Genomic DNA, 20,713 nt, shown 5'->3' on the forward strand with positions numbered 1-20,713 from the left:
TCAATAAGCTCAAGTTTGTACGAAATGTGCAGCCTTTTTTGTACGGACTATTTTATTATGATATATCCTCCACCTTGACAGCTCTCTTTTCATTTCTGTAGTTGACTACCTCTCCAAGAGTGCAGTATATAACAGAGAACACAGGAACAGCGATGAACATTCCGAATATGCCAAAGAGGTTTCCGCCTATGGTGATAGCGAAAAGTGTCCATAGTGACGGCAGACCAACCGAGTTTCCTACCACCTTTGGATAGATAAGATTGCCCTCAATAGCCTGAATAATGAACATGAACAACAAAAACAGCACAGCCTGCTTGAAATCCGTCACGCATATAAGCAGGAAGCCCACCACATAGCCAAGAAAAGCTCCCACAATAGGGATAAGTGCAGTGCAGGCAACGAGTATGGCAATAAGCACCGCATTCGGGAAGCGGAAGATAGCCATTCCAATACCGCAAAGGGAGCCGAGGATAATGGCTTCCGTGGTCTGACCCACAAGAAAGTTCGCAAAAGTGTCGATAGAGCGACGGCATATACGGCTTATGCGGTCGGTGATACGATTGCTGAGAAAAGCACAGCTTATGCGCTTGCACAGGTCTTTGAGCCGCTCTTTTGCGGCAAGCATATAGACTGCAAAGCAGATTCCCAAGAAGAAGTTCACAAGACCTGAGAAAAGATCTGTCACAAAGCTTACTGTTGAACTGAGTGTGTTCAAGATCACAACGCCGTCTTTCAGCCAGCTTGTAACCTTATCGATAATATCAGCAGTGCTTATATTCATTCTGTCAAGCCACCCTGCTATCTCAGGGGAATTGTTGAGCTTGTTGGAAATATTTGAAATAAGCACAGGGATATCGTCTGAAAGCTGAGAGAAAGTCTTTATGAGTGCAGGGATAATAAGCCAGCACACAAGTGCCACAACGCCTAGGCAAAGCAGAAAGGTCAGCACTATCGAGCATGGTCTTTTCAGCGTTTCCACAGTTTTGGCATATTTCTCTTTTTTAGGCTTCTTAAAAAGCCTCTTTTCAATGCCTGACATTGGCACATTCAGGATAAATGCGATTATACAGCCAAATATAACAGGCTTCAAGACCCCGATCATTACGCCCAGAAGTCTAAAAAACTTGTCATAGTTGGTCAATCCCCAAAAAAGCACTACGCCAAGAACCACAAGGGCTGCATTTTCTTTGAATTTTTTTGTAAATTTCATTAGTTTCTCCTTACAAAAACGAGCTGTACAGCCTTTGCCGTACAGCTCTCAAATCGCTTAGAAATTAGTGTTAAGGCTGAGATACTGTCCGCTCTGATAGAGATAGATCAGATATACCACAGACGCATAGATAGTTACAACAAGCACCACCAATGTTGTAAATGCGGCGAGAATGTTCAATATCGGGATAAACGCCACAACAAGGCACACTGCCATGACAATAAGGCAGGTCTTGTTTACATTCCACACATGGTCGCCCTTATTTGCAAGCCCGTAGTTCTTCACGTCCCTGAGCAGGTCGCCTGTTGATTTGCAGATATAGTAAAGCACCGCTATGTTCATTACATTGCCAGCAAAACTCAGAACACTTGATATCGCAGTATTGTCAATAAACGTGTCAACTATTGAAAAGATAAGATCAGCCACTGTGAAAACAAGAGCTGTCTGATAACCATTATGGTCTTTTGAAGCTTCAAGTATTCCCCATACATTGAAAATAGTTGCGGCTACGGTACAAGTCATCAAAAGAAGTGCGCCTATCCCCGGTATAAAAGCAAGCGGAACTCCTATCACACCTATGATCTTTGCCAGAAACACCTTTTTGATACCGCTTGCGGCATTCGGATATTTTACCATTTTATTACCCCCTATATTTCGATTTCTTAATCAAGTTCGATATTCATTATCGGCTGTGAAACGTCTGCGCCGGCAGGTACCATTGGAAGAACGTTTATATCCTTGTTGATGATAACGTCCACAAGGCAAGGCTTACCGCATTTGAGTGCCTTTTCAAGCATTGGCTTTATCTCGGATTTCTTTGTTATCCTTATGCCTTCAACGCCAAATGCGTCGGCAAGCTTCATAAGGTCTGTTCCTCTTTCGATATTCGTCTGAGAGAACCTCTTGCCGTAGAAAAGTCTTTGCCACTGTCTTACCATTCCGAGAACGTCGTTCTCGAAAACAAGCTCAACAAGCGGTATCTTATGCTTTGCAAGTGAAGAAAGCTCGTTGCAGTTCATGAAGAAGCTTCCGTCGCCTGCGATGTTTACTACTGTTCTGTCAGGGTTGCCCACCTTTGCGCCCATTCCTGCGCCAAAGCCGTAGCCCATTGTACCAAGTCCGCCGCTTGAAGCAAAGCTTCTTGGACACTTGAAGTTATAATACTGTGCAGCCCACATCTGATGCTGACCGACTTCTGTGGCGATGATAGCCTTGCCGTCTGTAAGTCTGTCAAGCTCCTCGATAACGTCCTGCGGAAGCACCTCGTCCTCGCTCTCGATAGGCACCATTCTCAATGCATACTGCTTTTTCCAATCCATAACAGTATTCATCCAAGCCTCGTGCTTCATATCAGGAAGCAACTCGCAAAGCTTTGCAAGGATATACTTAACGTCTCCAGTAACATGGCTGTAAACGTCGATATTCTTGCCTATCTCGGCAGGGTCTATATCAATATGTATGATCTTCTTATCCTTTGCAAATGTCTTAGCGTTGCAAAGAACTCTGTCGGAAAATCTCGAGCCAAGAACTATCATAAGGTCACATTCGCTGAGCGTCATAGCGGCTGTCTTTGTGCCGTGCATACCAAGCATACCGATATAGCAGTCCTTAGTATTGTCAAGTGCGCACTGACCCATAAGTGACAATGAAACAGGTGCGTCCACTTTTCTTACGAACTCAGCCATTTCTTCTGTTGCGTCAGCAGAAACAACTCCGCCGCCTGCGTAGATAAAAGGCTTCTCAGCATTCTTTATAAGCTCTGCCGCAGCAGCTATCTCCTCGTTTATGCCCTCAGGATTGTGATTTACTACCTTCTTAGGCTCTTTCTTCTCATAGACCATAAGTGCGCCTGTGATATCCTTTGGTATATCTATAAGAACAGGACCTTTTCTGCCCTCGTTTGCAATATAGAAAGCTTCTCTGATAATGTCAGCAAGCTCCGCAGGGTCTTTCACAATGTAGTTATGCTTTGTGATAGGCATTGTTATCCCGCAGATATCTACCTCCTGAAAAGAGTCAAGACCAAGCAGATCTCTTGTTACGTTTCCTGTGATAGCCACCATAGGGATAGAATCCATATAAGCTGTGGCGATACCTGTTACAAGGTTCGTTGCACCTGGACCTGAAGTTGCGATAACAACGCCAGTTCTGCCTGTTGTTCTTGAATATCCGTCAGCCGCATGGCAGGCAGCCTGCTCATGGGCGGTGATAACATGGTGTATCTTATCAGAATATTTATACAGCGAGTCATATATGTTTAGAACTGCTCCGCCCGGATAGCCGAACACTGTATCGACGCCCTGCTCCAGCAAACATTCAATTATAACGTCTGAGCCACGTAACTCTTTCAACATTTTTTATTTCCTCCAAATTACAAAATACATCTAAGATCATAAAAATATATCAATATATGATTATACTATATCTGCTTTAAAAAGTCAATACTTTCATTCATTTGGCTCATAAGCTCGTCCACCGTATCAGAAAAAAGCTTTGTCTGCTCGTCAGGCTTCTTTTCCTCTACAGCTTCCGCCTTTTCAGGCTTCTTACTTTCAAGCATATCCTGCACGCTCACTGTCTTTTCCACAGCCTTTTTTGCAGTGAGCGTTTTAAGCTCATGATCGTCAAGATAAGGCTTTATGCCCACAACGGAAACATTGTCAGTTCCGCCGTTTGTGAGGGCAAGCTCCATTATAGCGCCTAGCTTTTCAGAAACAGAAAGGTCAAGACCAAGCCCCACCACCATTTCTTCCTCAGAAACGTAATCCGACACGCCGTCTGACACTATGATTATCATATCGTCAGGTTCTTTGCCAAAATCAGCCACCAATGGTGTTTGTGCCACATCAGGTTCATTGAGAGTGCTGCCGATAGAAGATATTATGGCATTCTGATACTGTGGCTCAAGCTCTGACACATCTTCTATCCTGCCATGCTCATACATATATCGTGCATAGGATTGGTCAACAGATATCTGTCTGATAGTGCCGTTCACATAGCGATACATTCTGCTGTCGCCAACGTTTATGCACATTGCTCTGCTTTCCTCGTCCACCGCAAGGCAACACAGTGTGGTCTGCATATTTGCAGCGTTTTCAGCCCTTACGCCCTGCTTTTTTATTTTGTTGTGAACATCGATAAGCGTTCTTTTCATATCCACCCCTGAATTATATTCAAGAATGGAAAGATGCCTTAAACAAAGCTCCGAGGCGACCTCTCCTGCATTTTCTCCACCAACGCCGTCGCAAACGGCTGCAATAAAAGGAGCAGCGACAGTTGATTCATAGCTGCCGCTGTTGATGACCTCGTGGTCTATTAAAATGCAGTCCTCATTCTGTTCACGGTAATTTCCCTTGTCTGTTATTCCGAAAATATAATAATACATTTATTATCACCGTCTGAAAACTGGTATCGTGCTGTTATATCATATCTGCAACAAGACTGCCCATTTCCTTACAGCCAACGAGCTTCATGTCCTCTGACATGATATCCCCTGTTCTGTAGCCTGCTTCAAGGACTTTCTTGACAGCATTGTCGATAGCGTCTGCTTCCTTATCCATATCGAAAGAAAATCTCAGGAGCATTGAAGCTGAAAGTATAGTAGCGATAGGATTAGCCTTATCCTGTCCTGCGATATCAGGTGCAGAGCCGTGGCTAGGCTCATACATACCGAACTTTGTGTCGTTCAGTGAAGCGGAAGCCAGCATACCAAGTGAGCCTGATATCATAGCGGCTTCGTCTGAAAGGATATCACCGAACATATTCTCTGTAAGGATAACGTCAAACTGCTTAGGATCTCTTACAAGCTGCATTGCGCAGTTGTCAACGAGCATATGCTCAAGCTCGACCTCAGGATAATCCTTAGCTACCTCGTTTACTACCTTTCTCCAAAGTCTTGAAGAATCAAGAACGTTAGCCTTATCAACGCTTGTAACTTTCTTTCTTCTCTTCATGGCGATGTCAAAGCCACGGATAGCAATTCTTCTTATCTCGTTCTCGTTATATGTAAGAGTATCAACGGCAGTTTCAACGCCGTCAACGTTCTCTGTCTTTCTCGCACCAAAATACAGACCGCCTGTAAGCTCTCTCATTATCATCATGTCAAAGCCGTCGCCGATTATATCGTCCTTAAGGGGGCAAGCTTCTCTAAGCTCAGGATAAAGATTTGCAGGACGCAGGTTAGCGAACAGACCAAGCTCTTTTCTTATTTTCAGAAGTCCGGCTTCAGGTCTGAGGTTCGGAGCAAGCTTATACCATGGTGAAGTGGAAGTATTTCCGCCGATAGAGCCAAGCAGAACTGCGTCTGAGTTCTTTGCTATCTCGACAGCCTCGTCTGTAAGCGGAACGCCATATTTATCTATAGAACAGCCGCCCATAAGGATATCAGTATAAACAAACTTATGACCGAACTTTTCAGCAACCTTGTCGAGGACCTTCTGTGCTTCTGTTACTATTTCAGGACCTATCCCGTCGCCCTTTATAACTGTTATTTTCTTTTCCATGTTATTTTTCCTCCTCAGAATTTAAAGTCGAAACGCTTATCTCGCAAGAATAGCTCTGCTTTTCGGCTGTCATGAACAAAATGCCTGTGTAGACCGAACACTCGCCGTCAATAAGCTTCTTTTTGCAATAATCGTCAGCAGCCATGCCTTTGAGCTGATACTGCATATAACTGTCCGCCGTATCAGTGCCGTCAAAGTTCACCTGACTATAGTCTATCTCCTCGCCGTCCATATAATATGACCAGTAGTAAGACAAACCGTCAGAGCCTTTGACCTTTATGCTGTTGGGTGAAACAGTGCTGTCTATGCTTGCTTCGTCTATATTCGCCCAAAGTCCGTTGAAAGTGGAAAATCCAGCACCATTTATCTCAGGCTTATTGCAGGCAAAGGTCTTTGTTGTAACGCCTTTTTTATCGGTCTTTTCGTCCTTTTCCACAAGCACTATACTGCTGTTTGAAGCAGTTCCCCTTGCAAAACTTCCGCCAAGCTTTCTGTTTATCTCTGCAGAGCTTAGGGTCAGGTCTATCTTGCTGCCGTCCACCATTACCATAAAAGGCAGAAAATCCTTGCTGCTGTATTCAAATTTACCGCTGCTCTCCTCTTTTTTCGAGCAGCCTGCGCTGCACACCAGCATTACCCCTGCTGCAAGTGCCGCAAATAGCTTTTTAGCTTTCACAGCTTCACCCCTTCATAGAAACAGTTCAAGGGCGACCCCTTTTGAGAGATCCCCCTTAAAGCTTCAAAATATCTTATTTAAGTGAGTTAAGAAGACCATTGCTGTTGATGATATTGATAAGAAACTCAGGGAACGACTGACCCTGATAAGTCTCATTCTTGGTCTTGTTTGTGATAACGCCACTGTCGAAATCTATCTCCACCTCGTCGCCGTTATCTATCTTCTCAGCAGCTTCCTCGCACTCGATGATAGGAAGTCCGATATTTATAGCGTTTCTGTAGAATATTCTTGCGAATGTCTTTGCTATAACACAGGATATCCCGCTCGCCTTGATAGCAGCAGGCGCATGCTCTCTTGATGAACCGCAGCCGAAATTGCTCTTTGCTACCATTATATCACCCTTCTGAACGTTCTTTGCAAAGTCAACGTCAATATCCTCCATGCAATGTTGTGCAAGCTCCTGCATATCAGGTGTGTTGAGGTATCTTGCAGGGATAATAACGTCAGTGTCTACGTTATCCCCGTATTTATGTACTTTTCCGCAAGCTTTCATTATGAAAACCCCTTTCGTCAAACTTTATCAGCCCTGCTTGAACTCTGACGAATGGAATATATTTTCTCCTATCGCCTGTTTTCTAAGCTCTTCATATATCTTTTCAAGATACGGGCCGTCTATAGTATCCTTGTTTCTTGTAATAAAATAGCAGATCTTTACCTTGTGGAACATTCCCTCTTTAACGAGAGCATACACAGGTGTACCCCCGATATTGGAGGTATAAAAGGTATTGAAGCCCTTCTTGTCAATAAGAGCCTGCGTCATTTCCACGGTAAATGTATTTTTGTCATGGAGTTCCTGAATGATCTCGTCAGCCTTCTCCTCACGCTGATAGTCATTTAGTGAAGTTCCGTACTTCTTTGTAACAATACTAAGAAGTATATCGGAGAATATTTCCCTAAGATAATTTTTCATCTGTTCTCGCTCCCAAGTCGTATATGCGGTCATGCCGCATATCAATTATTCCCCCAACGCAAGATCTGTCAGCTGATTTTCTCCCCGAATATCACATAACTTCCGACGGCTGTGAGATCTTGCCTGTCACAGCTGAAGCGGCGGCAACGTAAGGTGAAGCCAGATAAACCTCTGATTCTGGGTGACCCATACGTCCCACGAAATTTCTGTTTGTTGTTGCAACGGCTCTTTCGCCCTTTGCAAGAATACCCATATGTCCGCCAAGACATGGACCGCAGGTAGGTGTAGAAACCGCACAGCCTGCATTTATGAATATCTCCAGCAGACCCTCTTTCATGGCCTGCATATATACCTTCTGTGTGGCAGGGATAACGATACATCTAACGTTCTTTGCCACCTTTTTGCCGTCAAGTATCTCAGCGGCACATCTCAGATCCTCTATTCTTCCGTTAGTACATGAACCGATGACCACCTGATCTATCTTGACCTCCGGGATATCGTCAAATGTTCTTGCGTTCTCAGGCAGATGCGGGAAAGCGACTGTAGGCTTTATCTGGCTGAGGTCAATAGTGTATTCAGCCTCATACTCAGCGTCATCGTCAGCCTTGTATATCTTATACTCTCTGTCTACCTTATCCTTGATGTAATCAAGTGTAACATCGTCAACTGCAAATATGCCGTTCTTAGCACCTGCTTCGATAGCCATGTTAGCCATGCAAAGCCTGTCCTCCATGGAAAGGTTTTTCAGACCCTCGCCTGAAAATTCCATAGACTTGTAAAGTGCGCCGTCAACGCCTATCATGCCGATTATATGAAGTATAACGTCCTTAGCGGCACTATACTTTGGAAGCTTGCCTACGATATTGAACTTGATAGCGGCAGGGACTTTGAACCAAGTCTTTCCCTTTGCCATGCCTGCGCACATATCTGTTGAACCGATACCTGTTGAAAATGCGCCAAGTGCGCCATATGTACAAGTATGTGAGTCAGCACCGATAACGCAGTCGCCTGGAGCGACAAGTCCTTTTTCAGGAAGCAGAGCGTGTTCAATGCCCATATCGCCAACGTCGAAATAATTCTTTATGTCATACTTTGAAGCAAAATCACGGCAGGTCTTGCACTGTGTAGCGGATTTGATATCCTTGTTAGGTGCAAAGTGATCCATGACCATTGTGACCTTATTCTTATCGAAAACATCTGTAAAGCCCGCTTTATTGAACTCGTTGATAGCCACAGGGGACGTAACGTCGTTGCCGAGAACCAGGTCAAGGTTCGCCATTATAAGCTGACCTGCCTTGACTTCGTCAAGACCTGCGTGGGCTGCCAGAATTTTCTGAGTCATTGTCATACCCATTTAATATTACTCCTTACTATCAGATCTCAGAGCATACCAAGATCCTTTATTTTTTATACCCATTTATTATACCACTATTTTGATGTTAATGCAAATACATATTTATTATATATCTATGAATAATATTTATACTAAACGTTTGAGATAGGAACATATTTCTTTTGCTTTTACATATAAATTGCGAAAATTTTAATCACATTTTGTACAATAGCACTACACATCAATTGAAATATCCTTCACAACATCACAAAATACGAACATTCACGGGAAAATACCGTCAGCCATCTTGACTTCATTTGCATGGCATAACTGTTCTCTTACTGCGAAAAATAATATTACAAAGAAAAAAGGAGGAAACAGCAATGAAGATGAAGTCAATGATAACAGGCGTTTCAATGGCGATAGCCGCAGGAACAGTGGCTTATGCAGTCACAGAGGCGACATCAAGCGAAAAGAAAATGCTCAAAAGCCGCACAGGACGTGCTATCAGAGCTATCGGTGACGTAATGGACGGCATTTCAATGATGATGAAATAGCCCTCATGCAGGAGCGTACCATGGTGGTAACGCTCCTGTTTTTTTGCATTTTTAACTCTGACTTATCTTTTTCAGCAGCGTAAGAGCGTCGATAACATCGACCTTTCCATCACCGTTCATATCCGCACGCTTTAGCTGAGCGGGATCAAGCTTCGTCTTGCCTGCATTGTAACGCAGCATGAGCAAAGCGTCCACAACTGTCAGATACTTGTCACCATTCACATCTCCCTGCTGCAGGGTCTGTGAAGCGGCTTTTCTTGTTATTTTTATTGTGTATGTCCGTTTCACACCGCTTGCCGCTGTGCAGGTGACCTTGATGGTGTTTTCGCCGGTTTTAAGGCTCACCTTGCCGTTTCCAGACACCTTTGCACTTTTGCCCAGCGGATTTGCATTAACAGTAACAGAAGAAACCTCCGCATTGACTTTGGCAGTATAGCTTGCGGTGAATTTATCGAACTTTGGTGAAATGCTCGTGCCTGAAACGCTGAGAGATTTAAGATAATTGTTGTTATCACCACTGCTTGTAGGCTTTGGGCAAAGTTTATCAGGCATATTGTTGTAAACAGGTATCTTGAACTCCATTGCGCTGTTCAAAATATCCTGAGAATAGGCGTTTTTTAGGCTTATGGCTTCATTCGCCTGACCGAAAACGCAGGTCATATACTGGTGGTAATAAAGCCCGTTTCCGCCGTCTACCATATCAAATTTTTGCAGATAAAGGGTATCCTGACCCTTTGTTATGTAGCCTGTGCCTAAAAATATCGAGCCGCCCACTATGGACTTGTACTGATTTGTCCAAGGAAGAAGATAGGTCGGATTAGTAGTCTTTGCATACTTACAGCCCATTTCTGCGGCTGTCATGGTAGAGGTCGCATAAGCCTGAATGTCAAAGAAGTTGAAATAATTCTCATAGCCTTTCACAGTACCAAGGGATTGCGGCGCACCATTTACGCCCTGCTCGTTCCTGCACCTTGAAGCAAGGTGATAAGGTGAAACGCCCGATTTCTTTGCAGCGTCCATAAAGGTCTGCGAATATGTATACTTTTTCTTTGTGTCAGGACAAGTGTAGCTTCCGCTCATAAAAGTGTCTGCAAGAATAGTTTTTACACCGCTTTCCGTCTGATACGATGGATCATATGACTGATTTTCAAACATGAAAATGTATGTATCGTTGAGAAAATTTCTCGGATCCATATAATACATTATTATCTCTTTTGAAGCCGCCACCCACGAGCCGTCAAGCCCATACCAATAACCGCCGTTAAAATCATATGCGCCCTTTTCCATCGACTTCCATGAAGCCAGTGCCGACGAGTGGACAAGATTTCTGCCCACAACACATTCTTCCTTTAACGCAGTGTTCCAATCCACGCCAAGCTTCTGAGCGGTAAATATCCACTTTGGGTGCTGTTCATGGAGCTTTCGCAGATATGGCTTATAGCTTTCAGGAAAGCCCTGCTTTGTCATATAGCTCTCAAAATCAGCGTCAGAACTGCCCTGCGAGCCGCTTGATGTTAGCTGAACATACGCAGCAGAAACATAGCCTGTCACATTGCCGCATGATATCTTATACCATTTTGCACCGCTTGAGTCGGTGGTTTCGGAAAGTATAGTCAGGCTGTCGCCATAGCTTACTGTGCCTGTTTTAGAATAGCCTGTGCCTGCACCGCTGCGAACGTTCAGAACGTCTGCCGTACAGCTTCCCGTCATTTTTGCCGCTGAAGCCGTCAAACATGAAGCCGCCATTGACGTTGCAATAGCAAATGACAGGATATATGAAATCATCTTTTTTATCAACTCGTTCACCTCAGAAGATATAGGCAATACCGCAACAAGGCACGCCTATGTATAAGTCCTTATTTTTACACACATTGGTTTGTACATTTTTCTGTATCAAGTACAAAACTTCACCCTCATTATAGTACATTTCTCAGGGCTTTGTCAACAGTCTTTTTGATTCATAAAAAATTTACATTTAGTAAAATGCAGCTTTCACTTAAAAGTTACAGATTTATTACAGCCTATTTAGTGGCTTTGCTGTTGATCGGTACATACATATTGTGACACAAATGCTCTCATTATAAATATATCCAAAAAAATATGCTTATTTTCGCTGTTTTGACTATTGACGTGTTACTTTATATTGTGATATAATCCTATTACGACAAAGGTAACAGAACTTGTAATATTTTATAATGAAATATTACAAATTAAAGACAAAACAATAGTAAACAAAATTAATCAAGAGCAAAATACTGACAGAAAAACACGATTTTGCAACGGAGGTATCAAATGAAAAAACTGAAAATAAACAAGATGGCGCTGTCGGTGGCAACAGCGTTTCTTATGCTCACGAGCATTGTTTCCACGGTGGCTAGTGCATCGGGCGGAAACGAGATAAAGCTCACAAGCGACAAGAACTTTGCACAGGCAGGCGACAGCATAAACGTAAAAGCGAGCCTTGAGCCTGATAAAACAGGCATTGCAGGCTTCACTATAGACCTGCATTATGACCCGTCAAAGGTAACAGTATATGTGCCGACCGATGAGGAGAGCGAGAGTACATATAATGTGGGAAGCAAATTCTCTGTTATAACCAACTATGTTGCTTCATCAGGCACTATAAAAATAGTCGGTGCAAACCTTACAGGTTCTAACATAAAGGACAGCACAGATCTTGCCCTTGCGACTTTCAAGGTAAAAGACGGCGTAACAGGCAAGATAAACTATTGGGTAGAGGTTGAAACAATGGTGGCGGAAGCTGACGGTGGATACAAATCAGTTTCATACTCAGCACCTACAGAGGGTTCACCGCTCACTGTCAGTGCAGGGGAGGAGATCACAACAACTCCTGCAACGACCACTACGACTGCTTCATCTAAGGCTGAAGCTACTACAACTACATCAAAGTCGACCACAACTACAACGACAACTACAGCAAAGACTACGACCAAGTCCGAAGCGACTACCACAACTACGGCTAAGTCTGAGAAAGTTACAACAACTACAACAAAGCCTGTTGAAACCACCACAACGACTACAACAGCAAAGAGCGAAACTCAGACCACTACAACCGCAACATCTGCACAGCCTGAGTCCGAACCGCTTTTCACACACAAGCAGGGTGACGCTGACTTCAACAGCGAAACTTCCCTTCAGTTCGGCTTCAAGCTTTCTGACTACATAACAGACTATTCTCAGCATTACAATGTAAAGGTCAACGTAAAGTCATCAGGCAACGCAAGCGGTGCAGTCGGTGCGTTGGTTGACGGAAGCTGGTCTGCACAGAGCACGAAGCTCACAGGCGGCGAGGAAGCACAGTGGATATACTCAGATCTTGACCCTTCAAGAACAAGTGACGAAGTTTTCGTACAGCTTTATTACTTAAAGGCAAATGCAGATTTTCAGATAGCTTCCGTGGAAGTAACGCCTGTCAAGGAAGCAGTTGACACATCAGCTGTTACAAAGGTCACAGCGGCAGAACCAAAGCCTGCTGACGATACAACGACCACAACTACTACAACAGCAAGCACAGAGCCAAAGGCTGACGAAAACATACAGCCTGAAAGCACCACCACAACAGCAGCCAGACAGCCTGAAAATGTCGGTGCGGCTGTTACTACAGTAAGCGAGGGCGACAGTTCGCAGGAGCTTACAGGATCACAGGCAACAGAAAAGATACAGCAGATAGTTGACGAGGCCTCATCGCAGGCTGACAGCTCAAAAGTAAATCCGTCAACAGGCGTTGAAATGACAAAGAACATTCTTACTGTCATTGCCGCAGGATATGTTATTTTTGCGATATTTGCATTTATCTTCAACAGATTTGCCGCAAAGGACGAAGAATAATAACCGAATATATTTCTTTTGGCTATAAAAACGGACGTTTCCGATGGAAACGTCCGTTTTTCGTCAGGAACACCAAGGGGATAGTATGATCCTGCATTTTATTGATCTTCTATAACAGGCGGAATGAAATTCTCTAAGGCGCTGAGAAGCTTCGGGTGTCGTATAACAAAATGTATAGCAGGCGCGTTACCCTTTGATATCATCGCCCACTGACCTTCATGGATCAGTATTTGCAAATTGCAGAAGGTCTGCCGCTTAGCATATTTAAGGCTATAGTTTTCATGTGTCTGTGCGTAGCGTTCTGTGCTTTTTAAATGTGTAGAATAATCATCATAGCTGTAAAGAACATCACTGGCACAGAATACACCCGACAGGTCAAGGGCATGGGGACGTGTTTCAAATTCCTCTCGGGAAAGACAGCATATCTCGTCCTCTATGGTCATGGTTTCCAGTATGCTCTCAACTCGCTTTTTACGCTCGCTGACATAAGCTTTTATATCTCTGCCCCGGCGGTCGTCAATGCCGTTTCTGTCAAGTATACTATTGAGCAGGTCATTATCCATAGTATAAACAGGCAGAGCAGATAAAATACTCCTGCGCCCGCCACGTCTGTGGGAATCGGCAGTGAGAAAATCGCTGAAATCTTTTTCCCTGTCACTTCGGTATATCTCCATAAGCGGGCAGGCGTTTGAAAGCAGATCATTGGCACGTTTACGATAATATTCAAGCTCCTTTTTGGACTTGGTCAGATAATATCTGCCCTCGCTGTGAAAGCCTGCCACGGCTTCACCTGAAAGAGCCGCCGCACCTGACACCTTCAGCAAATGCAAAAAAGCATTATTCTGTACGTTTTTCAAATAGTAAGGCGCTATCTGCCCCGTCATATACATCGGTATCCAGCTTTCAAGACCAAGCATCATATCTTCTAAGGAGCGGTCAAGATCATGTATCTGACAAAGGTGCAGACCCTTTTTAAGCATCAGAGCCATACCGAACATCCACTTCTTCGGAAATTCGGGATCATCAGCCATTTCCTTCATAGGCATATCACTATACATTATCACAGGCTCATTAGAACGTGACAAGACTGTGGCTTTCAGAAAATCAAGCTCGCTTTCCATCATTTCCTTGATGCCAAAATAACTTTTTGACACAGGAAGCTGAAAAGGCAATGCAGGTACTTTCATTTCATCAAAACGTATCGCCTTTATGTATTCGTTCAGGTCAAACTCATCAAGCTTATCAAGAAACTCTTCAATTCCACCGCTTTTTATCTCTCTGCTCTGTCTGGCATGATCGCTGAACAGCCATTTGCATATCACTTCATAACGCTGTGACACATCCTCTATATCACTTTCATTACAGCCCACAAGCTGTGCGACCGCTGATATCTCTGTGGGAGTTCTAAGCTCCCTTGCAGTAAAGCCTGCTATTGCGGCGACAAAGCGTTCTGGGTCGGCAGGCTTTCTAGTACCGTTCCGTATACGGAAAACAGTGGAAACATCATAATTTATCTCCTTGCACATACGCTTGATGTTTATATCAAGGGCTGAGATAAGGGTATTGAAATTTTGCCGCATAGACTCTCTGTCGGCAGGTATGATATCTTCACAGTCAAGAAAGGCTCTTTTTATGTTCTCCCTTGTCATATCGCCATAGCCTTTTTCCCTTGCCACAGCCTCAAGAGCGTTGCAAAGCCCGTCAAACGCCACAGTGTCTATCTCAGGTATTCTCTCTCCGCTTCTGTATCTGCTAAATGTTGAGGGAGATATCCCTGACAACTCACAAAGCTCCTTTGCCGTGCAGGAAAGCTGTTCTATATACTTACCAAGCTGTTCGCAAAACTTCATTTTAACGATCCCTCCCGCTGTCATATGGTATTACGTTAATTATATATCATATTTATCAAAAAAGGAAGTCCCCCACGATATATAATTTCAAAATTGGCATATGACTATTATGAAATAAATCACAAATTTATTCATAGATTTGTTATAATGTGATAAAGGATATCACATTAGGGAAAATACAAAGTAATGGAGGTGTGCTTATAGGATAATAACGAACATGAGAAAAAATATAATATCAAAAGGAGATGTATATTATGAAAAAACGATCACTGCAAGGGAGAATAACCGCTTTTATCCTTACCCTATGTTTGGCAGCACCACAAATGTCTATGTTGACATTTGCTGAAAATTCTACAGTCAGTAATGAAACGGAACTGAAGTCGGCATTGGAAAATACGGAATTTGCAGAAATCAAGTTGGGCGGAAACATTGAGACCACCTGGGAACTAGATGTGGAGCGCACTGTTACTCTTGATCTCAACGGATATACCCTGAGCTGCAGCTCGACAGATGAGGATATAATTCGGGTGCGCAGCAGCGGAAACCTAACAGTAAAGGACAGCGGCACCAATGGCAAGATCGATGGGCAGAACAAGAACTGCGGATTTGAAGTCAAAGGCGGAACGCTTACTCTAGAGAGCGGCAGTATCGTGAATTGCACGGATGCCTACGGAGACGGCGGCGCAGTGGATGTATCCAACACTGGTGTAACGGAAACTCCGGTCAAGTACGGCAAGTTTGTTATGAACGGCGGTACTATTAAGAATTGCAAAGCAGGTGATGACGGCGCTGCTGTGGATATAGGCATGGGCTGCACATTTACGATGAACGATGGTACGATCAGCAAATGCAGAGCGGAGGACGACGGCGGTGCTGTATTTGTCAAGCAGGGCGGCTTCTTCGTGATGAACAGCGGAACGATTGAAAACTGTTCTGCATGCAATAATGGCGGTGCAGTGAACATATACGAAAATGGCAGCTTCACCATGACCGGCGGCACAATTAAGGACTGCAAGGTAGACTTGGGAGGTCTCGGCAATGCAGTATATGGCAAAAACAATACGGCGATCGTTGTCATTTCTGGAGGTACGATCGAGAACTGTGGTGTATTTCCATGGTCTTTTGATGAGTTCACAGTGACTTTTGATTCAGACGGCGGAAGTGCAGTGTCAGAGCAAAAGGTATTGAATACTTCTGCGATCGAGCCAAATGAACCGAAGAGGAACGGCTATGATTTTGCTGGGTGGTATCTAAATGATGCAAAGTATACCTTTGATACCAAGATCACTGGGAATATTACTCTAAAAGCACATTGGACGCCTGCGGCAACTTTAAGCAGTATTAACATGATCGATATCGAAAACGTGAAGCTCGATTATCAGCCGGGCAATGCCCCGCAGGCATCGGCCAAGCGAACAGGCACTAATCAGGATAAATATGATATTCTCTTTGAGTGCTGGGAAAAGCAGGAAAAGGACGCCAACGACACCATGCACACGGTTGGCTACTGGTATTCTGATGAAAGCGTTTATTCGGACGACGATGTTCGATTCAATACCTTTGAAAAGGGCGGAAGGTATATATATTCCGTGAAACTTCAGGCAAAGGACGGCTATACCTTCGATCGCAATTTGAAAAATGAAAATGTTACACTGAATGGAGCAAGCCTGCCGTCTAGCGCGTGGGTCATGGTGATGGATGACGGCAAGACCTGCCTCATTCAATATGGAACAGAGCTGCGACCCGGTCAGGCTGTTGAAGAGATCCGACTTGATGCCATTATCAACTTTAATGCCGGAGATAAACCGCTTTTCAGCACCGGTGTCATTGACCCTATCGTTGACACCGATCATCAGCGGTGGGACGCCAATGACGGCAGCGGTTATGGCATTACCTCCAGCGACTACTGGAATGAACGCTATAACGGTAAGCTCATTACGGAATTTGAAGCCGACAAAAGCTATACCTATGGCGTATATTTCAAGATTTCCGATTTGGGCATTGAAGAGGGCTACCGCTTCGATCAGAACACGAAGCTCTATATCAACGGCGAAGAAATCACCCTGACACCCGATCAGATCGATGTGGATGATAGCGGTGAAACCATTTGGTTCAGCAATGTATTGACCATGACGCCGTCCACCGTGAAAGTTATTGACGTGGTGGAGATAAATGATGTCACCATCAACTTCAAGAACGGCGACAAACCCGTATTCACCGGCAAGAGTCCTGAAGGCGTGAAGTATGCATACAATTGCGAGTGGTGGGAATTGGACAGCAAGACAGGTGCGATCTCTGCGGATTTCTTCAGCGGCGCTTATGAAAATAAGATAACCACTTTTGAAAGTGGAAAGACATATCATTACGGCGTGTATGTGAAAGCTGTGGGCTTTGTTGAGAGTGAAAATACCTCTTACATATTCGGACCTGATACTAAGCTGAAAATCAACGGCGAATTTGTGAATTACAAACGCTATGAAAATGATACGAGCGACGGCTCTGACGGCACCTTGTGGGTCATCACTGACCTTACTATGACGCCAAAGGCAAATGATACAAGCTCTGACAGCAGCGATACAAACTCAGACAGCAAAGACACAAGTTCAAATAACAGTGGCACAAGCACAAACAGCAACTCAAATACAGACAGCAAGACCCCTGCCAAGAACAACGCAGGAAGCACAAACCCTAACACAGGCAATAATGTTAGCGGTATACTGCTTACATTCGTTATAGCTGGAAGCGGACTTGTAGTTGCAGGCAGAAAATCACGTAAAAACAAATAACAACATGAGCTGACAAAAAACGGACGTTTCAAAGCGAAACGTCCGTTTTTTTATATCCATATCAAATTTACTTGTTCTGTGCCTTAAAGATAATGCCCGTCACCTTTGGACCTGCGTTTATTGCAATTGCCGCACCTATTTGGAAACACTCCACAGGTGGATAGCCCACCTTCTTCGTCATAGCCTGTGCCATTTCGTCCCTGACGCTCTCGTCATTGCCGTAAACGATGCAGTAAGGTGTCTGCGGTATCATTTCCTTTACAGTCAGGTCAAGTATCTTTGGCACAATAGCCTTGTCGCCTCTTACCTTTGTTTCTGTAACGATAGCATGGTCATGTATCCTCATGATAGGTCTAAGACCCATTACCTCGCCCACAAAAGCAGCCGCAGACGGAATCCTTCCTGACTTCTTTGCATATTTGAGTGTATATGGTGCAAAGAAAATAACGCAGTTCTTTATCCAGTCCTTCATAAATGCCACGATATCAGCCGCAGGAACGTCCTTTGTGGCTTTCATTGCGCCCTGAACTACTGCATAGCCATACGCTCCTGAGTAGCTCTCGCCGTCTATATTGTATATTGTGAACTTGCCCTTTGCCTCAGGGTGAGCGGAATAAAACTCCTCTGCCGCCATAACAGCGTTGTTATATGTTGCCGAGCCTTTTGAGTTTATGGTAGTGTTTATAACATCAGTATAGCCCTCGCTGTAGAGCTTCTCAAAAGTTTCCTGATATTCAAAAGCTGTTATCTGCGATGTAACAGGTATGCCGTCAAAATCGTCAAGCATTTTGTAGAATTTCTCGTTGTCGAAATCTATCCTTGATGTGTAGCTGTCATCACCCATTGCCACCTTGAAATTCATTATCTGGATATCCAGCTTCTTTTCAAGCTCCTCAGTGATATCGCTCGCTGAGTCGGTAAGAAATTTTATTTTTGCCATAAATTCACCCTCCGTTTTTTTATTTATTTTATTCGTCCCATGTATATTGCGTCAGCTTGCCCTCTCTGCCAAGGTCGGGATAATTCCACTGTCTTAACACCTCATAGCAGGCTATCGCCACTGAGTTTGACAGATTAAGGCTTCTGAGCGTTTTCCTCATTGGTATCCTCACACAGCTTTGTGGATTTTCATAAAGCAGTTTCTCAGGCAGGCCCTTGTCCTCCCTGCCGAAAATTATATACACTTCCCTATCCTGCGGATAATCCACATCTGAGTGTACCATTCTGCCCTTTGTGGTAAAAAAGTAAAACTCACCACTGTTTTTGGAGAAAAAGTCGTCAAGGTCGTCATACTCATGTATCTCCAGCTTATCCCAGTAATCAAGACCTGCACGCTTTAGCTTTTTGTCGCTTATCTCAAAGCCGTAAGGCTTCACAAGATGCAGTGCCGCACCTGTCACTGCACAAGTCCTTGAAATATTGCCTGTGTTCTGCGGTATCTGCGGCTCTACAAGCACGATATTAAGTCTGTTCATCTTCGGTAACACTTCCTGATATCACAAATTCGTATAGTCCCTAAGCTCCTGATAGCTTGTGAGCCAAGGAAGCTGACCCTCCAGCATAAGACCGTCTGTCCATTGGGTCTGGTAGCTGTATGTAGTCTTGACAGTAAGCTCTGTGAACGCTGTGGCTCTGTTCATTGCGATAGGCAGGCTGTCACCCTTGAGAAGTCCTCCAATAAGGACACTTGTGAACATATCTCCCGTTCCTGAATAGTGTGCAGGAACATAATCATTCTTTATTTTCCAAAAGCTGTTATTTTCTTTATCATAGCCTACAGTTGACATTCCGCCGTCTGCAAGATTTACGCTTGTGATAACAACGATCTTTGCGCCCTGCTTTGAAAGCCTTACAAGCCATGATTTTATCTCAGAGCTGCGCATTGAAGCCGTAGGATATTCCTCACCAAGAAGTATAGCCGCCTCTGTGAGGTTAGGCGTGATTATATCCGCCACCTTTACAAGCTCGACCATACGGCTGCAAAGCTCCTTTGTGTAAGTCTTATATGCCTTTCCACCGTCACCCATAACAGGGTCTACGACCTTCAGGGCGTTAGGAAAAGCCTCGAAAAACTCAAGGCAGTGGTCTATCTGCTCGCTTGAAGCTAGAAACCCGCTGTACACACAGTCAAATTTCATATCCATTTTTTTATAGTGTTCCAATGCAGGCTTCATAAAGTCTGTAAGATCTCTCATAACAAACTCGCTGTAGCCCGTGTGTGCCGAAAGCACAGCCGTAGGCACAGGACACACCTGAATACCCATAGCGGAAAGCACAGGTATCACAACTGTTAGCGAACACCGGCCAAGACCTGATATATCCTGAATGGAAACAACCTTTTTACAACCCTGCATAATAAAAACCCTCTTAAAAAATACTCATAAGCATTATTATAACATATCCATCAGGATTTTTCAATAGCCCATGGCTTGCCGGCAATATTTTTTTTGTAGTGCTACAATAGATATTGGACAAAATTAAGAAAAAAGAAAAGAGAGATAGGCAAAAATCTGATAAAATAAAGTTACCACACAAATACAAATCAGAAAGGAAGCCTATCTCTCATGAATAGTATAACACAAGATATGAAGTTTCGTCAATCCTTAATGAATTACGCAAAGAAATATGGAGTGAGCCGAGCAAGCAGAAAATACAATAAATCACGTTCATATATATATTTCTGGCTGAAACGCTGGGACGGAAGTGTGGAGTCCCTTGCAGTTAAATCACGCCGACCGCATCATCATCCCAATGAGCATACCAAGGAAGAAATAGATCTTATCAAAAGGTATCACAAGCGGAACCCGACACTTGAGCTTCCCGAACTATGGCATCGTCTCAGAAAACAAGGGTATACACGCTGTCTTGAAAGTCTTTACAGGGTTATGAAAAAACTAGGAATGCTTCCGAAAAAGCCGAAGAAAGCGACGTATAAACCAAAGCCATACGAGCAGATGACATACCCCGGAGAACGTGTTCA

17 protein-coding genes and 1 pseudogene are annotated in these 20,713 nt (G+C 43.9%); 4 read left to right on the forward strand and 14 right to left on the reverse strand.

Annotated elements, in window-relative coordinates:
* Positions 1 to 55 precede the first annotated feature (55 nt).
* The 9 genes from OCV57_RS13565 to leuC form a co-directional block, all read right to left on the reverse strand.
* A complete protein-coding gene (locus tag OCV57_RS13565) occupies positions 56 to 1,210 on the reverse strand; it encodes an AI-2E family transporter (protein WP_022288460.1) in 1,155 nt (384 codons plus the stop codon).
* A gap of 57 nt (positions 1,211 to 1,267) precedes the next feature.
* Positions 1,268 to 1,846, reverse strand: a complete 579-nt coding sequence (locus OCV57_RS13570) for a hypothetical protein (protein ID WP_256320617.1) — start codon at positions 1,844 to 1,846, stop codon at positions 1,268 to 1,270.
* Positions 1,847 to 1,872: 26 nt separating this feature from the next.
* Complete coding sequence (ilvB, locus tag OCV57_RS13575; RefSeq protein ID WP_022288462.1) at positions 1,873 to 3,564, reverse strand: biosynthetic-type acetolactate synthase large subunit; 1,692 nt, start codon at positions 3,562 to 3,564, stop codon at positions 1,873 to 1,875.
* Between the two features lie 65 nt (positions 3,565 to 3,629).
* The gene (locus OCV57_RS13580; protein WP_046440093.1) at positions 3,630 to 4,595 is read right to left on the reverse strand and encodes a PP2C family protein-serine/threonine phosphatase; all 966 of its coding nucleotides are present in this window, start codon (positions 4,593 to 4,595) and stop codon (positions 3,630 to 3,632) included.
* 34 nt (positions 4,596 to 4,629) lie between these two features.
* A complete protein-coding gene (leuB, locus tag OCV57_RS13585) occupies positions 4,630 to 5,712 on the reverse strand; it encodes a 3-isopropylmalate dehydrogenase (RefSeq protein WP_038670842.1) in 1,083 nt (360 codons plus the stop codon).
* A gap of 1 nt (position 5,713) precedes the next feature.
* Positions 5,714 to 6,388: a hypothetical protein gene (locus OCV57_RS13590; protein WP_117928053.1), complete on the reverse strand. Its 675-nt coding sequence runs from the start codon at positions 6,386 to 6,388 to the stop codon at positions 5,714 to 5,716.
* A 73-nt stretch (positions 6,389 to 6,461) separates the two neighbouring features.
* Positions 6,462 to 6,941 (reverse strand): 3-isopropylmalate dehydratase small subunit, encoded by a 480-nt coding sequence (gene leuD, locus OCV57_RS13595; protein WP_022288466.1) that lies wholly within the window; start codon positions 6,939 to 6,941, stop codon positions 6,462 to 6,464.
* A 27-nt stretch (positions 6,942 to 6,968) separates the two neighbouring features.
* Positions 6,969 to 7,358, reverse strand: a complete 390-nt coding sequence (locus OCV57_RS13600) for a hypothetical protein (protein WP_022288467.1) — start codon at positions 7,356 to 7,358, stop codon at positions 6,969 to 6,971.
* Positions 7,359 to 7,449: 91 nt separating this feature from the next.
* A complete protein-coding gene (leuC, locus tag OCV57_RS13605; RefSeq protein ID WP_038670838.1) occupies positions 7,450 to 8,712 on the reverse strand; it encodes a 3-isopropylmalate dehydratase large subunit in 1,263 nt (420 codons plus the stop codon).
* 362 nt (positions 8,713 to 9,074) lie between these two features.
* Here leuC and OCV57_RS13610 point away from each other — a divergent pair, with 362 nt between their 5' ends.
* Positions 9,075 to 9,248: a hypothetical protein gene (locus tag OCV57_RS13610; RefSeq protein ID WP_022288469.1), complete on the forward strand. Its 174-nt coding sequence runs from the start codon at positions 9,075 to 9,077 to the stop codon at positions 9,246 to 9,248.
* A 51-nt stretch (positions 9,249 to 9,299) separates the two neighbouring features.
* Here the strand turns inward: OCV57_RS13610 and OCV57_RS13615 are convergent, their stop codons facing one another.
* Entirely contained in the window at positions 9,300 to 11,054 is a 1,755-nt protein-coding gene (locus OCV57_RS13615) for an SH3 domain-containing protein (RefSeq protein WP_394804288.1), read from the reverse strand.
* Positions 11,055 to 11,540: 486 nt separating this feature from the next.
* On the opposite strand from OCV57_RS13615, the gene OCV57_RS13620 reads away from it, so the two are divergent.
* Entirely contained in the window at positions 11,541 to 13,097 is a 1,557-nt protein-coding gene (locus tag OCV57_RS13620) for a cohesin domain-containing protein (RefSeq protein WP_267301982.1), read from the forward strand.
* Positions 13,098 to 13,195: 98 nt separating this feature from the next.
* Here OCV57_RS13620 and OCV57_RS13625 read toward each other — a convergent pair whose 3' ends face one another.
* Entirely contained in the window at positions 13,196 to 14,947 is a 1,752-nt protein-coding gene (locus OCV57_RS13625) for a helix-turn-helix domain-containing protein (protein ID WP_267301983.1), read from the reverse strand.
* A 254-nt stretch (positions 14,948 to 15,201) separates the two neighbouring features.
* Here OCV57_RS13625 and OCV57_RS13630 point away from each other — a divergent pair, with 254 nt between their 5' ends.
* Positions 15,202 to 17,733, forward strand: coding sequence for an InlB B-repeat-containing protein (locus OCV57_RS13630; RefSeq protein WP_267301984.1), 2,532 nt, complete (start codon positions 15,202 to 15,204; stop codon positions 17,731 to 17,733).
* A gap of 67 nt (positions 17,734 to 17,800) precedes the next feature.
* On the opposite strand, the gene OCV57_RS13635 is transcribed toward OCV57_RS13630, so the two are convergent.
* Genes OCV57_RS13635 through OCV57_RS13645 form a run of 3 tightly spaced genes read right to left on the reverse strand, consistent with a single transcriptional unit; the run spans position 17,801 to position 20,087 of the window.
* Positions 17,801 to 18,673 (reverse strand): DegV family protein, encoded by an 873-nt coding sequence (locus tag OCV57_RS13635; protein WP_267301985.1) that lies wholly within the window; start codon positions 18,671 to 18,673, stop codon positions 17,801 to 17,803.
* 28 nt (positions 18,674 to 18,701) lie between these two features.
* Positions 18,702 to 19,208, reverse strand: coding sequence for a tRNA (cytidine(34)-2'-O)-methyltransferase (locus OCV57_RS13640; RefSeq protein ID WP_117957654.1), 507 nt, complete (start codon positions 19,206 to 19,208; stop codon positions 18,702 to 18,704).
* 21 nt (positions 19,209 to 19,229) lie between these two features.
* Entirely contained in the window at positions 19,230 to 20,087 is an 858-nt protein-coding gene (locus OCV57_RS13645) for a pyridoxamine kinase (RefSeq protein WP_117957656.1), read from the reverse strand.
* 210 nt (positions 20,088 to 20,297) lie between these two features.
* Here OCV57_RS13645 and OCV57_RS13650 point away from each other — a divergent pair.
* Positions 20,298 to 20,713 (forward strand): annotated as a pseudogene (locus tag OCV57_RS13650) (IS481 family transposase); the annotation flags it as partial.

It is taken from the genome of Hominimerdicola aceti (assembly GCF_025567495.1).
GTDB lineage: Bacteria > Bacillota > Clostridia > Oscillospirales > Ruminococcaceae > Hominimerdicola > Hominimerdicola aceti.

What these genes read in the sequence shown, in the direction of transcription:
- OCV57_RS13565 (WP_022288460.1), bottom strand. Translation starts at nt 1,210, where the DNA reads ATGAAATTTACAAAAAAATTCAAAGAAAATGCAGCCCTTGTGGTTCTT.
- OCV57_RS13570 (WP_256320617.1), bottom strand. Translation starts at nt 1,846, where the DNA reads ATGGTAAAATATCCGAATGCCGCAAGCGGTATCAAAAAGGTGTTTCTG.
- ilvB (WP_022288462.1), bottom strand. Translation starts at nt 3,564, where the DNA reads ATGTTGAAAGAGTTACGTGGCTCAGACGTTATAATTGAATGTTTGCTG.
- OCV57_RS13580 (WP_046440093.1), bottom strand. Translation starts at nt 4,595, where the DNA reads ATGTATTATTATATTTTCGGAATAACAGACAAGGGAAATTACCGTGAA.
- leuB (WP_038670842.1), bottom strand. Translation starts at nt 5,712, where the DNA reads ATGGAAAAGAAAATAACAGTTATAAAGGGCGACGGGATAGGTCCTGAA.
- leuD (WP_022288466.1), bottom strand. Translation starts at nt 6,941, where the DNA reads ATGAAAGCTTGCGGAAAAGTACATAAATACGGGGATAACGTAGACACT.
- OCV57_RS13600 (WP_022288467.1), bottom strand. Translation starts at nt 7,358, where the DNA reads ATGAAAAATTATCTTAGGGAAATATTCTCCGATATACTTCTTAGTATT.
- leuC (WP_038670838.1), bottom strand. Translation starts at nt 8,712, where the DNA reads ATGGGTATGACAATGACTCAGAAAATTCTGGCAGCCCACGCAGGTCTT.
- OCV57_RS13610 (WP_022288469.1), top strand. Translation starts at nt 9,075, where the DNA reads ATGAAGATGAAGTCAATGATAACAGGCGTTTCAATGGCGATAGCCGCA.
- OCV57_RS13620 (WP_267301982.1), top strand. Translation starts at nt 11,541, where the DNA reads ATGAAAAAACTGAAAATAAACAAGATGGCGCTGTCGGTGGCAACAGCG.
- OCV57_RS13625 (WP_267301983.1), bottom strand. Translation starts at nt 14,947, where the DNA reads ATGAAGTTTTGCGAACAGCTTGGTAAGTATATAGAACAGCTTTCCTGC.
- OCV57_RS13630 (WP_267301984.1), top strand. Translation starts at nt 15,202, where the DNA reads ATGAAAAAACGATCACTGCAAGGGAGAATAACCGCTTTTATCCTTACC.
- OCV57_RS13635 (WP_267301985.1), bottom strand. Translation starts at nt 18,673, where the DNA reads ATGGCAAAAATAAAATTTCTTACCGACTCAGCGAGCGATATCACTGAG.
- OCV57_RS13640 (WP_117957654.1), bottom strand. Translation starts at nt 19,208, where the DNA reads ATGAACAGACTTAATATCGTGCTTGTAGAGCCGCAGATACCGCAGAAC.
- OCV57_RS13645 (WP_117957656.1), bottom strand. Translation starts at nt 20,087, where the DNA reads ATGCAGGGTTGTAAAAAGGTTGTTTCCATTCAGGATATATCAGGTCTT.